At 70.0% G+C, this 14,913-nt stretch carries 12 protein-coding genes; 4 read left to right on the top strand and 8 right to left on the bottom strand.

The window, feature by feature from the left end:
* Positions 1-206: 206 nt before the first annotated feature.
* Genes AC3EUV_RS19980 through AC3EUV_RS19970 form a run of 3 tightly spaced genes read left to right on the top strand, consistent with a single transcriptional unit; the run spans position 207 to position 4,138 of the window.
* Positions 207-2,141, top strand: coding sequence for a RiPP maturation radical SAM C-methyltransferase (locus AC3EUV_RS19980; RefSeq protein WP_432142935.1), 1,935 nt, complete (start codon positions 207-209; stop codon positions 2,139-2,141).
* A gap of 47 nt (positions 2,142-2,188) precedes the next feature.
* Positions 2,189-2,863: a DUF5825 family protein gene (locus tag AC3EUV_RS19975; RefSeq protein ID WP_435603482.1), complete on the top strand. Its 675-nt coding sequence runs from the start codon at positions 2,189-2,191 to the stop codon at positions 2,861-2,863.
* 30 nt (positions 2,864-2,893) lie between these two features.
* Complete coding sequence (locus tag AC3EUV_RS19970) at positions 2,894-4,138, top strand: protein kinase domain-containing protein (RefSeq protein ID WP_435603524.1); 1,245 nt, start codon at positions 2,894-2,896, stop codon at positions 4,136-4,138.
* Between the two features lie 54 nt (positions 4,139-4,192).
* On the opposite strand, the gene AC3EUV_RS19965 is transcribed toward AC3EUV_RS19970, so the two are convergent.
* The 5 genes from AC3EUV_RS19965 to AC3EUV_RS19945 form a co-directional block, all read right to left on the bottom strand.
* Positions 4,193-5,251 (bottom strand): RICIN domain-containing protein, encoded by a 1,059-nt coding sequence (locus AC3EUV_RS19965; protein WP_435603481.1) that lies wholly within the window; start codon positions 5,249-5,251, stop codon positions 4,193-4,195.
* A gap of 105 nt (positions 5,252-5,356) precedes the next feature.
* A complete protein-coding gene (locus AC3EUV_RS19960; RefSeq protein ID WP_435603480.1) occupies positions 5,357-6,355 on the bottom strand; it encodes a DMT family transporter in 999 nt (332 codons plus the stop codon).
* Between the two features lie 218 nt (positions 6,356-6,573).
* The gene (locus AC3EUV_RS19955; RefSeq protein ID WP_435603479.1) at positions 6,574-7,209 is read right to left on the bottom strand and encodes a GNAT family N-acetyltransferase; all 636 of its coding nucleotides are present in this window, start codon (positions 7,207-7,209) and stop codon (positions 6,574-6,576) included.
* A gap of 154 nt (positions 7,210-7,363) precedes the next feature.
* On the bottom strand, positions 7,364-7,894 hold the full coding sequence (locus AC3EUV_RS19950) for a DedA family protein (RefSeq protein WP_432142941.1): 531 nt from the start codon (positions 7,892-7,894) through the stop codon (positions 7,364-7,366).
* Positions 7,891-8,619 (bottom strand): class I SAM-dependent methyltransferase, encoded by a 729-nt coding sequence (locus tag AC3EUV_RS19945; protein WP_432142942.1) that lies wholly within the window; start codon positions 8,617-8,619, stop codon positions 7,891-7,893. The genes AC3EUV_RS19950 and AC3EUV_RS19945 overlap by 4 nt, the downstream gene beginning before the upstream one ends.
* A gap of 622 nt (positions 8,620-9,241) precedes the next feature.
* Between AC3EUV_RS19945 and AC3EUV_RS19940 the strand changes: the two genes are divergently transcribed.
* The gene (locus AC3EUV_RS19940) at positions 9,242-10,372 is read left to right on the top strand and encodes a hypothetical protein (protein ID WP_432142943.1); all 1,131 of its coding nucleotides are present in this window, start codon (positions 9,242-9,244) and stop codon (positions 10,370-10,372) included.
* Positions 10,373-10,458: 86 nt separating this feature from the next.
* On the opposite strand, the gene AC3EUV_RS19935 is transcribed toward AC3EUV_RS19940, so the two are convergent.
* The 3 genes from AC3EUV_RS19935 to AC3EUV_RS19925 form a co-directional block, all read right to left on the bottom strand.
* Positions 10,459-11,217, bottom strand: coding sequence for a DUF2470 domain-containing protein (locus tag AC3EUV_RS19935; RefSeq protein ID WP_432142944.1), 759 nt, complete (start codon positions 11,215-11,217; stop codon positions 10,459-10,461).
* Between the two features lie 57 nt (positions 11,218-11,274).
* Positions 11,275-12,345 carry a tRNA (adenosine(37)-N6)-threonylcarbamoyltransferase complex transferase subunit TsaD gene (gene tsaD / locus AC3EUV_RS19930; RefSeq protein WP_435603478.1) on the bottom strand — a complete coding sequence of 357 codons (1,071 nt, stop codon included), beginning with the start codon at positions 12,343-12,345 and terminating at the stop codon, positions 11,275-11,277.
* A gap of 364 nt (positions 12,346-12,709) precedes the next feature.
* Positions 12,710-14,359: an APC family permease gene (locus tag AC3EUV_RS19925; RefSeq protein ID WP_432142946.1), complete on the bottom strand. Its 1,650-nt coding sequence runs from the start codon at positions 14,357-14,359 to the stop codon at positions 12,710-12,712.
* Positions 14,360-14,913 lie beyond the last annotated feature (554 nt).

The raw sequence follows: 14,913 nt of genomic DNA, 5'->3' as shown, positions 1-14,913 counted from the left end.
CACAACGACCCGCTCGCGGGCGACGAGGAGAACCGCAGACCGAGCATCGGCGTCACGGTGACCGTCCCGTTCCGTAACGCCGAGGACACCGAGGAGGACTGACCCTCCCCGGCCGGCCCGGTGGCACACCGGGCCGGCCGGACCGCCGTACCGCACCGGCCGGCCGCCGGCCACCTCCCACCCCACCCGCCGTACGAGGAGCCGCCATGCGCGTCCTGCTGGTCAACATGCCCTGGTCCCCGATCGACCTGCCGTCCCTCGCCCTCGGCATCCTGAGACGAAGCGTCGACGAGCGCACCTCCGGCCGGGCCGATGTCCTGCACGCGAACCTGGAGTTCACCGACTGGATCACCCGGCGGACCGACTTCACCGCGGACGACTACCAGTACTACGCGCTCTCCTCGTACTTCATGGGATGCGGCGACTGGGTGTTCTCCTCGGCCCTGTACGACGACCCCGAGTGGCGGGTGAAGGAGTTCAGCGTCTCGATGCGCGGCAAACTGCGCGAGGAGCGGCTGGAGATGTCCAAGCAACTGCACCGCGTGGTACCGGAGTTCGTACAGGAGATCGCCGAGCGGATCGTCGCGGCCGCCCCCGACGTCGTCGGCTTCACCTCCACCTTCCAGCAGAACACCGCCGCGCTCGCCGCCGCCAAGTACGTCAAACGCCTCGCCCCGCACATCAGAACCGTCATGGGCGGCGCCAACTGCGACGCCGAGCAGGGCCACGCCACCCACCGCAACTTCCCGTTCGTGGACTTCGTGGTCCGCGGCGAGGGCGAGGCCGCCTTCCCCCAGCTGCTCACCGCGCTCGACGAGGGCGGCGACCTCTCCGCCGTCCCCGGGCTGTGCCACCGCGCCGCCGACGGCGAAAGCATCGCGAATCCGATGAGCACCAGACCGCTGCCGCCCGCGACCATCCTGCCGCCCGACTACACCGGCTACTTCGAGCGACTGGCGTCCTCCGTCGCCCGCAACTGGGTGGAGCCCAAACTCGTCGTCGAGGGGGCCCGCGGCTGCTGGTGGGGGGAGAAGCACCACTGCACCTTCTGCGGTCTCAACGGCTCCTTCATGGAGTTCCGCAGCAAGAGCCCCGACACCTTCTACGAAGAGATCACGGAGCTGGCCCGCCGGCACCGGGTGCTGGACATGTACCTCGTCGACAACATCCTCGACATGGGCTACCTCACCACCGTCCTGCCCCGCATCATCGACAGCGGCTACGACCTGCGGATGCACATCGAGATCAAGGCGAACATGCGCCGGCCCCAGCTCCGGCTCCTCGCCGAAGCCGGAATGATCTACGTCCAGCCCGGCATCGAGAGCCTCAACAGCCGGGTGCTCGACCTGATGGACAAGGGCGTCAGCGGCTGCCAGAACGTCCGCATGCTCCGGGACGGAGCCGAGACCGGGCTCTCCGTCTCCTGGAACTACCTCCACGGCTTCCCCGGCGAGAGCGCCGCCGACTACGAGCCCGTCATCGGCCAGATACCGGCCCTGGAACACCTCGACCCGCCCGTCGACCTGTCCGCCCGTATCGCCATCGAACGCTTCAGCCCGTACTTCAACCGGCCCGAACTCGGCTTCACCGGACTGCGCCCCGAGGAGCACTACCGCTTCACCTACGACCTGCCCGAGTCCGAACTCCTCGACATGGCCTATGTCTTCGAGGCCCCGGAACGCGGCATCACCAAGCCCACCGTCACCGCGCTCAACGACGCCCTCGCCGCCTGGAAGAAGCGCCACACGGACAGCAGACTCACCCACGCCGACCTCGGTGACCGCATCGTGCTCGTCAGCCGCCGGCACGCCTTCGACTGGGGAGCCCTGGAACTCACCGCACCCACCGAGATCGCCGCCTTCCGCCTGCTCGACCAGCCGCACGCCCCCGCCGCCCTGACCCGCAAGCTCGCCGCCCGGCTTCCCGGGCACACCGTCGACGAGGCCGCCGTGCACGCCCTCCTCCAGCACTGGGTGACGCTCGGGCTGGTCTTCACCGACGGCGGCCAGTATGTCCACCTGGCACCGGCCGCCGTCAACGAGGACCTGCTGCGCCTCGACTTCATGCGCCACACCCACGCCGCGGCAGCCCCGCCGGAGCGGCCCGACGACACCGCCCGAGCCCTCGCCGCGCACGTCTGACCCCGCCCGGCCCGCCGCAGCACTCTCATGCCCCGCAGGAGAACGCCATGACCACCACCGCCGCCCCCGACTCCCGAGCACTGACCCTCCACGCCTGGCGGGACTACGACGACGCCGCCTGCACCCTGCCGGGCATGAGCCTGGGCGCCGTCGACCTGACCGGCCCGCCGGACGATCAAGCCTCCCAGCTGTGGGAACTCGGGGCCCGCCGGGTGGAGTTCACCGGAGAGATCGACCTGACCGCGGTCGACGACCCCGCCGACGCCGACCGGGCCGTCCGGAGCCTGTGCCTGATCCGCGATCTGACCGCCCGTGCCGTACTGGTGCAGTGGCAGCTGCGGCTGCCCCCGGAGCCCGGCGACGGCTGGCGCGACCTCAGCCACCTCCAGCCGCCCGGCACCCTCACCGGCCCCGTCGACCCCGCGGCCGCGCTGGCCGAGTGGCGGGGCGGGCACTACCTCTGCAAGTGCCTGTGGCGCCAGGGCCCCGGCTTCGTCCAGATCCGCGACCGCCGCTGGGGCGAACTGTGCCGCTTCACCGCCGAGGAGCCCGAATACCAGCAGGCCATCGCCCAGCTCTCCTACGGCGCACCGCTCCGGGACGTCCCCCCGGCCATCGCCGCCGACTTCCTGGCGGAGCGCCTGGTCTCCCGCACCGGCCCGCTGCTGTGGTGGCTCCCGTACCGGGTGAACCGGTGGATCCAGGAGGCCATGGCCGTCTGAGGACCGCGGGGGAGCGCCGGCGCCTGCGAACTGATCCACCGCGACCTCAAACCGGCCAATATCCTCCTCGCCGAGGACGGCCCCCGCGTCATCGACTTCGGCATCGCCCACGCCGCCGACGCCACCACGCTCACCAGCACCCATATCCGCGTCGGCACACCTGCGTTCATGGCCCCCGAACAGATCCGGGGGCGCTCCGCCACCCCGGCCACGGATGTCTTCGCGCTCGGCAACCTCGCGGTGTTCGCCGCCACCGGACGCACCGCCTTCGGCGAGGGCAACCCGGACGCCCTCTTCTACCGGATCCTCAACGAGCCCCCGGAGCTGGACGCTTGTCCGCCCGCGCTGCGCACGATCGTCAAGCGGTGCCTCGCCAGGGACCCCGCGGAACGGCCCGCCGTCAGCGAGATCATGGAGTACGCCAGAAAGCAGACGGCCGGTCAGACGCTGGCCCTCGCCGGCTCCTGGCTCCCCGAGGCCGTGGAGAGGTCCCTGGCCGGGTACGACACCAGGGCGTATGTGCCGCCGCCCCGGACGAAGAAGGCCGGCGGCCTGGGCGCAACGGCACCCCTCACCGCCGAGACCGAGAAGAAGGGCACGGCCGGGGGCACAGCCGGGGACAGGGCCGGTGCCAAGACGGTAGACAGAGCCGGTGCCAAAACCGTGGGCGCGGCCGGGGGGAAGCCACCGGCCGGTGGCGGAGGGAACTCGTCCGGCGGCAGTGGAAGCTCGTCCGGCGGCGCGCTCGCCGTGATCGGGCTGCTCGCCGTGGTGGCGTTCTTCGCCATCGGCCCGGACAAGGTCGTCGGCGCCATCAGCGACGGGCTCAAGGAATCACCGTCCCCCTCATCCACGTACTCCACTCCGTCGTACACCTCGTCGCCGGACGTGAATGCGCAGGGAACCGGCCTGACCGGCGGCAGCGACACCTCGACCCCGGAGCCGACGGAGGAAGCGACCCCCGACGGCTGCGCGCGGGGCAATCAGGTGTTCAGCAGCAACCTCGGCACGTACGACAAGGCAAGCGCCGCCTCCCTGAGCTCGCTGGCCTCCAGCCTTGACTCGGCGGCGAGCGACGCGGGCGACTCGGAGGTGGCCTCCGCGCTCCGCGACCTCGCCGATGACGCGCGGGCGCTGAGTGACGCGGCATCACAGTTCGACGCCGCGCTCAACCGCCGCGACAGCGCGCAGGCCGAGACCTACAAGAACGCGTTCAGCTCGGCGCGCCAGGAGTGGGAGGACGACGCCGAGACCTTCAAGTCCGTGTGTTCGTAGGCAGCTGCGGCTTCAGGAAGGGCCCGCACGACCCGTGCGGGCCCACCTTCTGGATCAGCTGTTGCAGGTCGTGAAGTCCGGGCTGGTCTGCGCCAGATAGATGCTGGACCGGCCCTGGTCATCGCTGCGCAGCGGCACGGTGACGGTGTCCTGCGCCTTCCAGGGGAAGCCGTTCGCGTCGAAGGTCCACTCACCGGTGACCTTCGTCGCCAGCTCCGACAGCGCCACCCAGCCGTACTGATGCGACGGCACGGTGATCACCAGGCTGTTGCCGAGATCCGTCCGCAGATCGTAGGTGACCTGGCCGGAGAGGGTGAGGCTGACGCTGGTCTGCACCGGGCTCGCCATTCCGGTGCCGAGGGTGGAGGTAAAGGAGACCCCGAGCTGGCTCGACCAGCCGGAGGAGGTGTTCAGCGAGAACGTCCAGGGCACCGGCGCCTCGGTGCCGTTGTACCAGACGGGAGAGACGCACTGCTTGGGAAGGGGCTCGGCGGGGGCCTGCGAACCCTTCGTCCATGAGCAGGTCGTGGCGTCCTTCTGGCAGCGCTTCGACGCATAGGTCACCGCGGCCTTGAACGCGGCGCCGGTCGCCGAGGAGGGGATCTTCCACTGCTGCGCCTTGCTGCCGTTGCAGCCGTAAGTCTGGGTCCACGCGTCGTCGTACTGGGCGCCCAGCACGACGTCAACGCAGTTGTTGTCACCGGCGTTGCGGATCATGAAGGTGTCGCGGCTGCCGTTCACCGGCTGGAAGTACCAGCGCAGGCCGGACGATCCGGAGCAGGACTGCTGCTTGAGCGGGTGGCCCGCTCCGACGCACTTGCCCGTGGCGTCATTGACAAGGGTGAACGACCCATCGGCCTGAAGGCCGGCGTTCCACTTCTGGTGGTAGCCAGGCGCGGAGTTGGTGACGATGAAGACACCGTCCCCGGTGTTGCCGTTCTGCACATCCAGGTTCCGGCCGTTGTTGACCGATGTGAACGTCAGGCCGTTGAGGCCCGAGCCGTCATCGGCCTGGGCCGTGCCGGTCTGCGTGCCCAGGCCGAGGGCGACGGCGAGCACGGCGATGAAGACGGTGAGTGTTCTGCGTAAACCGCTGTGTCCGGTCGGTTTCATGCCAGAACAACCCCCTTATCTTTTCGGAGTGTTGGTGGTGCAGTCCACCGTGTTCCGCACGCTATCGCCCCCGATGCCCCGGCGGCAGTGCTCAGCCGGAGGTGCTCAGCCGGCAGTCCGCTGAGCGGCGGACTCCGCCTCCGCCGACCCCTCGGGCCGCGCGCCCGCACGACTCCCTGGTGCCTCCTCCGGAACCGTCGCCTGCGCCTTCCCCTTCCCCCGCATCCGCGACACCGCCACCCCGGACAGACAGAGCAGACCACCCAGCATCGTCAGCCAGCCCGGTATCTCGCCGAGGAACAGCCAGGACAGGAAGACGACCAGCACCGGCACCGCGTACGTCGTGGCACCCATCTTCCCGACGGTCGTACGGGACGCCGCATAGGCCCAGGTGGTGAACGCGAGAGCCGTCGGGAACACCCCCAGGTACACCATCTGCAACGTCGCCGAGACCGGGGCCCGGCTCACCTGCGACACCAGCTGGCCGGCGAACGGCAGACAGGCCACCGCTCCGGCCAGCGCACCGAACGTCGTCACCTGCATCGGTGTGGCGTGCTTCAGGGTCGGCTTCTGAAGCACCACACCCACCGCGTACGCCAGCGCCGCGAACAGACACAGCAGGACGCCGACGAGCGACGACGTGCCACCGCCGGACATGGACAGCCCGACCACCACGGCCCCGGCGAACGACACCGCCATGCCCGCCATCAGCTTCGGCGGGAAGCCCTCCTTCAGCAGCCACCCGCCCAGCAGCGCCATCAGGATCGGCCCGACATTGACGACCAGGGAAGCCGTTCCGGCATCCACATGCCGCTCACCCCAGTTCAACGCGACCATGTACGCGCCGAACCACAGGACTCCGGACGCGAGAATGCCCGGCCAGGCCTCGCGCGGCGGGAATCCACCACGCCGGGCCAGCAGGAGGACACTCATGACGACGGACGCCACCACCAGTCGGCCCAGCGCGAGCGCGCCCGGCCCGAAATCCGCAGCGGAACTACGGATCGCGATGAACGACGACGCCCACAGCACCACGGTGACGGAGGCCGCGGCGACCGCGCGCCCGTCCGCCCGGCGCACGGACCCGCCATCCCCATCCACCACTGTTGCTCCCACCCGCCGGCTCACTCCCGCGTCCCCCCCCAAGATCGTTGCGTACGCCCTGCACCCCTGCACTCGTGCACGCGCACCTGAGCCGCCAGCTTGTAAGAGACCGCACCGCACTGACAAGCGAATAGTGGGGCCGCAGGGCCCGTGCCGAACCACGCGGCCGCCCCGGACTGCCCCAAGGCGTCCCAGCCGCCCTAGCCGGCCTGGTCGTCCTAGGCGTCCTTGGCGTTGCCCGATGGGCGCGGCTCGCGTCGCATCGCCCACAGGGTCGGTCCGCCGCCCGGCAGCTGGAGCTCCTGCTGCACGGTGAACCCGAAGTGCTCGTAGAACGGGAGGTTGGTCCGCTTCGACGACTCCAGGGCGACGGGCAGCCCCGCCGCGTCGGCCTTGGCCAGCCCCGCGCGCAGCAGGGCCGCCCCGTGCCCCTGGCCCTGGGCGGCGGGGTCGGTGCCGAGCACCGCCAGATGCCACTGCGGTTTCTGCGGCGTGTGCTCGGCCGCCGCTTCGACGGCCTCCCGGAACAGGGCAGCCCGGTCGCCAAGGATCTCCTGGAGCTCCGCAACGGTCTCCGCGTCGGGCACGGCCTTGGCCAGCGCCTCCGGTGGCACCCAGAACGCGGCCGCCGCCCCGGTGCGCTCACACACGCCGTGCTGCCCGTACTGCCGGGTGAAAAGGGTGCTGAAGTAACGGACGAGCCCCGCCGGACGGGTGGCACCGTCGGGGAAGAACCAGCGCATCATCGGGTCGTCGTCGAAGGCGTCGGCGAGGATACGGCTGATGAGCGGAGCGTCGTCGATCGCGGCCGTCATCGGGGTATTTGTGGGGTGGTTCCGGTTCGCTATCGGCATACAGGTCATTCTGCACGCCCGATGATCTTGAGCAGCAAGGGGATCCGGGTTCGGCGTGGCCCGTGGGGGAGGGGGCGGAAGGGGGTGGCGAGGCCGTGGGGGTCGGAGTTCGCGTAGGCCGACGTCCGGAGGCCATCAGGAAGGCCCTGACCCGCTACTGGCCTCCGATCGCGGAAACATGCTGGAGGGAGAAGGCCGCTGTATAACCCGCGCCGCTTTCCACGCTCGCCCACGCGACCGAGGCCAGGGCGCTGTACGGGGCGATCTGACGGTACGGCAGACCAAGGACGCCGGCCAGGTGTGGGGCAACGGTCCGCATCACAGGCACGAAGCGGAATACCAGGAGGGTGGGGCCGCCGCGCTTGGCCATGAGGGTTTCGGCTCGCTGCCACGCCGAGGCAGGGATGCGGCGGCCGAGCCTTCCGGTACGCAGGCGCTTGCCCATCAGGTGACCGGTGCGATGGCCAAGAGCGTCCCCGGCCATGACGGCGACGGCGGCGATTGCGATGACCCACAGCAGGTTCAAGCTGCCGGCGCGGGCCAGGGCTCCGGCGGTGAGCATGAAAGCGAGAGTGGGAATGACCGCACCCACCAGCAAAACGGATTCGGCAATGATTGCTGTGCCCAGCACCGTGTAGGCGGCGGTGGGGGGAACCTTGCTGAGCAGACTGGCGAGGGTATTCATCGCGATATGCCCAGCCGGGCATTCGGCGCGCCGGAGAGGTTGACAGCATCGATGGGCCGGCGCAGTTGCCACACCTGCGCGGGTGGCAGATTTCCCCACACGGTCCAACAGCCGGTCGCGTACTGGTGGTGATATTCGTTCAACAGATCTTTGACGCTGCGTTGACGGCGGGCCTCCGACCGGGATGTCAGGAAGGTGCGCACCCAGCGGCTGCCGCAATAGGAGAAGTAGGTGAGCGTGCCCCCGGGGCGCAGGAGATCGAAGTAGCGGCCCATGATGTCCGCGACCTGGCCCGGGGAGAAGTTGGAGAACGGCAGGCCGGAGACGATCACGTCATAGCGGCGGTCAGTGCTGAGCTGTTCGACAAAGGTGTTATGCACGCGGACTTGCTCCTGCTTTTGCAGCAGGTTTGGTTGGCCGCTCACCAGGCGACGCAGATGTGCGGAAAAGTGGGCGTTGGCCTCGACGATGTCCAGTCGGCTTCCCCGAGACATCCGGGGCAAGAGGACTCGTGTGACCGAGCCGGTACCCGCGCCTACTTCCAGGACATTCGAACTCCGCGTCGCTCGTTCCAGCAACGGGTCGGTCAGCAGGTTGGCCAGCGACTTGCTGCTGGGAGCGATGGAACCGACCGTGCGATGATTCCGTATCGATTCAACTAAGAAGGCCCATCCCTCGGTTGCACGCTGAGTCCGGGCATGACTTTGAGCAGTGTTTTCATTCATGAAGAAGAGGCATTCCTGGGAGGGTGCGAAGCGGCTGAGGATTCGATGACCCATCCTCGAACGCACACGTCAGCGCCGTCCTCCCCCACAGGGACCCAAAGCCGGACGGTCCTGAAGTGCCACCACAGCTCCCGGCGTCATCCTCTGGACGGACGGCCACCCGACCTGGGACCTAAGGGCTGTCCCCTAACCCCTGGTGGATCAGCGCACGACGACAGCTGCGGCAACTCCACGGCTAGCGCCGGGAGGTCGAGTACTCCAAGTGGAGTCCGCCGCTCCCAGGACGGACCCGGACACTCCCGGACGAGTTCCGGCCATTGGGCGGCGGAGTCGTCCCGACCGGCCACGGGTGCGGTAGGAAAGGGGCCGGTCCGTGGAAAATTCCCATCCAGGGAGGTTGGGGGAGTTCTCGGTATGTCGCGGACGGATGCGTGGCGTGCCCCGGGTGGTGCGGGGAGGGGAAACCGCTCCGTGCGGCCGTGAGATGGGGTGACGACCGGCCTCCGGCTCTCCCGCGAGCGCACCGAACGAACACTGCACTCCGGCGTTGCCGGGTGTCGTTCACCGGCTCATTCCGGTGCCGACGGGGGCCATTCCCGTGTTCTCGGAAACGGAGACCATGATGCGAAGACCTGTCCGTGCCGCGGTAGCGGTGGTCGCGACCGCGTTCCTCATACCCCTGCTGACGGCGAGTCCGGCGCCTGCCTCGTCGGGGCGGCCCACCGACGGTGCCCGTAAGCCCGCGGACTGCCGGCCCGCCCTCCAGGTCCTGGCCTCGCTGCCGGGTTCGGGCGACAGCCAGGTCAAGGGGCTCGGGCCGAAAGCCCTGGCGGTGGGGGCGTCCCGCGGGCTGCCCGTGTACTGGACGGGGGCCCGGGTCCACCGCGTGCCGCTGCCCGCCGGATTCACCGGCGGTGAGGTCGCGGCCGTCAACGCCAAGGGGCTGATGGCCGGTTCGCTGCACGGCGCGGGCCGTACCGCCGCCTTCAGCTTCCGCGCCGGCGCCCGCGCGGTGACCCTGCTGCCGGAAGGGGCACACGCGGCGGACGTCAACGACCAGGGGCTGATCGTCGGTGACACGGTCAAGGGCGGCGCGCTCGTCGGCCTCGAATGGGAGGGCACGCGGATCCGGCGTCGGCTCGCGCCGCCGGCCGGATACTCGCTGACCTCGGTGACCGCCCTCAACAACGCCGGTCAGATCGCCGGTTCCGGTGAGGCCGTCAAGGACGACGAGTCGTGGTCGGCGGGCCTCGTCTGGCCCGCCAGGAGGGGCGCCGCGGCCGTACCGCTCCAGCGGTTCTGGCCCGCGGGAGTGCCCTACGACTACTGGTACCCCCGCGACATCGACCGCGCCGGACGCATCGTGGGCACCCACGACTTCACCCGCCTCGACACCCGGACTCCCACTCAGTGGCTGCCCCCGTACACGACCGAGAGCGAGCCGGGGCTGCTCGGTGAGCGCACCAGCGGCACCTTCGAAGCCATCAGCCCCACCACCAACGTGAGTGTGGGCACCGCCTCGGACAGCCACATGGTCGGACCCTTCCCGCCGGAGACGGCGCCCCCGGAGCAGGCCCAGATATGGCCGGGCACCGGCCCCCTGCTGGCGCTGCCCCGGCTCTCCCCCGAGGGCGCCTCCCAGGCGTACGCCGTCAGCGACGACCAGCGCGTCGGCGGCTCCGCGGCCGACGCCACATCGACCGTCCGCGCCGTCATCTGGACCTGCGCCTTGCGACAGGCATACCGGCCCTGACGGCGGTGCCGCTCACGACCGTCCGGCGCCGTACGTGCCACCGGGTCGCCCGGCGAGCAAGCCCGACGCCGGGCGACCCGGCCCCTTCAACCACGGCGCGATATCGCGTTCTTGCCCGGCCCGCGCTCTTCGCTGAGCAGCCGGCCGCCGTGTGAGCAGCGCCGGGCCGTGGTGAGCAGCGCCTGGAGCTGGACGCTGAATTGATCGGCGTCGGTGAGCGTCTTGTGGAAGGGCAGTCGTACGTCGTGATGGCCGACCGGGTACTCCACGCGGAGGCTGATGCCGTAGCGATCGATGGCCAGCGGCACCACACGTTCCATGAGTTGCAGGAAGCGGGGCTCCACCAGTCGCAGCAGAAGCGGGATGTAGTGACTGTGCTCCTCGACCAGGTGGGTGAGGATGTCGGCTTCATAGGTGGCCAAGGGGTCGGCGGGCGCGGCCATCAGGTCGTCAAGACCGATGCCGGCCTTGCACGTTGCGGTTTCGAGCACCGCCGTGGCGAACTCCATGCAGTCGCCGGCGGGCGAGGCCGCCTTGTCCCGTGAGGTCAGCCACCCCATCACGGTGACGCGGGCACGCACCCGGTCGCGCACGGGGAGCGGGGCGATATCCGTGAACTTCAGGGTGGCGGGCACCCGTTCACCCGCCCCGGCCGCGCCGGTGAGACCGGCGTCCGCGGGGGACGGGTGGAGGTGGACGTGCTGTGTTGCTCCTGGACCGGTCCCGCGGGACACCTCGATGCTGCGGCCATCGGTCTCCATCGTCATCGAGTGTGCCGAGGCCAGGATCGTCCGGACTCTTTCGGCGCTGGTCGGCTGCTGCTCCGTGCCACCGAAGATACGCATAAAGACTCCCGAGAGTTAGGTAAGGCTTACCTTACCAGCCTCTCGACTCTCCGGCCCTCAAGCGATCTGCTCGGCGAGGGGCCGGGCGAGCGGGTGCAGCGCCGCGTACTCCAGAGGTGCCGACGGGTCGATCGAGACATCGAGCGGCGCGGGTTCGGCGCCCGCCCGGACCAGGAGATCCCCGATGGCGGCGATCATCCCGCCATTGTCGGTGCACAGCTTCAGCGGCGGGACGCGCAGAGTGAGGCCGGCCGCCGCGCACCGTTCCTCCGCCAGTGCCCGGACCCGGGAGTTGGCGGCGACCCCGCCGACCACGACGAGGCTGGAGACGCCGTGTGCGGTGCACGCAGCCACCGCCTTGCGGGTCAGCACATCGGCGACCGCCTCCTGAAGCGCGGCAGCGCCGTCGGCCACCGGCAGGGCCTGCCCTCGATGCCGCTCCGCCCACCGTGCCGCGGCGGTCTTCAGCCCGGAGAACGAGAAGGCGTACGGATCGTCATGTGGCCCGGTGAGCGGCCGGGGGAACGTGACCGCACGGGCGTCGCCCTTGCGCGCCGCCCGGTCGATGGCCGGCCCGCCCGGATAGGGCAGCCCGAAGACCCGTGCCACCTTGTCGAAGCACTCACCCGCCGCGTCGTCGAGCGTGTCGCCGAGGTGCACGATCGGATCGCGGGCCAGATCGCGGACGAGTAGCAGCGAGGTGTGGCCGCCGGAAACGATCAGCACCACGCAGGGGTCGGGCAGCGGCCCGTGCGCCAAGGTGTCGGCGGCGACATGCCCCGCCAAGTGGTGCACGCCGTACAGCGGAACGCCCAGCGCATACGCCAGCCCCTTCGCACCGGCCAGTCCGACCTGAAGCGCACCGGAGAGTCCCGGCCCGGTCGTCACCGCGACCGCCCCGATGTCGGACATCCCCAACCCGGCCTCCGCCAGCGCCCGGTGGACGACCGGAGTGAACGCGTGGACATGGGCACGGGCCGCGATCTCCGGCACCACCCCGCCGAACCGGGCGTGCTCGTCCATGCTCGACGCCACCGCATGCCCCAACAGCCGGCCGCTCCGCACCAGTCCCACGCCGGTCTCGTCACAGGACGACTCGATGCCCAGCACTACGGGCGTTCCCTGCATGCCGTTCCCTTCTCGCGCACCGCGGACCGCGACTAATGTCGCGGTTCAGTTATTGCGAAGGCTACGCAATAAGGGTCTTCCGGGCCCGTGGACCTGGCAGCGCGCGGGGTCCACGGGAATCGGGTCGCCGGGCTGGCCTCGCTCGGTGGCGGAGAGTTGCTGCCGCAGGCCCTGGCTTCGCACCCTGGCCGAGGCCGCGGAACCTGGCCCAATAGGCGTTTCACGGCAGACCTTTCACGAGACGCCGAGACTTCGAGACGCCAAGGCGGCGTCACCTCAATCAGGTGACGCCGCCTCGAGAGCCCCACGGCCCGCCCTCATGCGCTACGGCCGTTTTGCGTGCCCCGGCCCCGGCGGGGTGGCCTCAGACGGACGCCATGGAGCGGGCGTCGTCGGGGGTGCCGGTGGGGGCCGGGTCTTCGACGGGGGTCGGAGCGCTGGTCAGGCCGCGTTCGTGGGCCTTGACCCCGGAGTGGACGGCCCAGAAGTAGAAGAGCGGGGCGGTGACCGCGATCAGGGCGGTGCCGAGTACGCCGGGGAGGACGCCCCGGCCGCCGAACTCCTCGCCGCCCAGCGCGGACACCGCGGCCGTCCACACCAGGAAGGCGATCATCCACCAGGCCGGCGCGAACTGCCGCAGCAGCCGCCGCTCGCCCCGGCGCCACAGCACCACGGCCGCGACCGGTGCGGCCACCAGCGTCAGCACGGTGATCTTTCCGGTCTCCGGCCACTTCGACCAGTACAGCGCGCAGGCGGCGAAGGCGAAGGTGACCGGGCACAGCACCCCGGCGGCCGGCAGCCGGAACGGACGGGGCAGCTCCGGGCGGGTCCGCCGCAGCACCCCCACCGCGATCGGGCCGATCAGATACGAGATGACCATGGCCGCCGACACCACACCGGCGAGCGCCTGCCAGCTGCGGCCGACGGTGAGCAGCAGCACTACGGAGAAGGCGAGGTTGAGCCACATCGCGGGGCGGGCGGTGCCGTAGCGGGGATGCACGGCCGCCAGCTTCCGGGGGAAGAACCCGGTCTCGGCGAGGTTGGTGACCATGTACGCGGCGGAGGCGACGTTGGCGATGTTGGACCCGGCCGGCGAGATGAACGCGCCGAACTGGAGCATGGTGACCACCCAGTGCAGCATCAACAGCCCCGCCAGGTCGGCGAACGGCGAGTTGAGGTTCACGCCCTGCCATCCGCCGGCCCGCTCCAGCAGCTCGGGCGGCACCGACCCCAGGTACGCGACCTGGAGCGCCGAGTAGATCACCAGACCCAGTGCGAGCGCACCGATCAGCGCGACCGGAATGGCCCGGCCCGGGTTCTTCGCGGCCCCGCCGAGGTTGACCACGGCCTGGAAGCCGTTGAAGGCGAAGACCACACCGCAGGTGGTGACGGCGGTGAGCACGGCCGGCCAGCCGTACGGGGCGAAGCCGCCGTGGTCGGTGAAGTTCGAGGTGTGGAAGCCGGATCCGACCAGGGCGGCCACGGCCAGCACCGGGATGGCGAACTTGACCAGGGTGAGCACGGTGTTGGCGCGGGCCAGCAGCTGGACCGACCAGAAGCAGGTCAGCCAGAGCGCGAGGGTCAGGACCAGCGACACCGCCGTGCCGGAGAGGGTCAGCTGGTGGGTGGCCGGATCGACCAGGCCCTTCGCCCAGCCGAAGCTCCAGGACGTCATGTACTGGGTGGCCGCGATCGACTCGATCGGAATCAGCGAGGCGGTCGCGATCCACACCGCCCAGCCGGTGAGGAAGCCGAGGACCGGCCCGTGCGAGAGGTGCCCGTAGCGGGCCATACCGCCGGGGATCGGGTAGGCCGAACCGACCTCCGCGTACGACATCGCGATCATCCCGATGAAGATGACGCCGATCACCCAGGCGACCAGTGCCGCGGGGCCCGCCACCTGGGCAGCGGAGCCGGCCCCGAAGAGCCAGCCGGAGCCGAAGATCGAACCGATGCCGATCATGATGAGGGCGAAGAGGCTGAGCCCCTTGCGCTCGCCGGCGCTCATATCCATGGGAAGTGTTGTCCGTCCTGGTGGTGCACATGCCCCCGCGCCATCGGCGGGGCCGCTCTCGTCTGCCGCCGACCACCTTATTTCCGCCCAACCAGCGAAACCGCCGCTGAGCTGCCGCAACACCACACGCCCCGGCCCCGTCAGCCCCCGCCCACCGACGCCAACAGCCCCGCCCGCACGGCCCGTTCACTCCCTGGCCGCCACTCCTCGGAGGCCGGGGAGATCACCGCATGAGACGCGTCACAGCGGGGGGTGGAGCGGATGCTTGCCCGAGGGGTGCCACCCGTACGGCCACGGAGATCAGTAAACCGAAGTATTTCCCCCACCCCGAATTCCTCATTCCGTAAGCCCTATTCGGCCTCAGTGGCCGAGAAACGCCACTCCAGCCCGTGACGTGGGTCACGTTTGGACGTCAATATGCACTATTTGGGAGATTTTGCCGAGGGTTCAAAGTCGCCCCTACCTCAACAACCCGCCATTTCGGCCATGTCGGGCGGCTCGTGCGGTGAATTCCTGTGTGAATAGAGTCCTGGTGTCCGGCGGGGAGTTCGCCG

The organism is Streptomyces sp. bgisy130, assembly GCF_057708345.1.
This window is presented reverse-complemented; position numbering and strand designations above follow the sequence as displayed.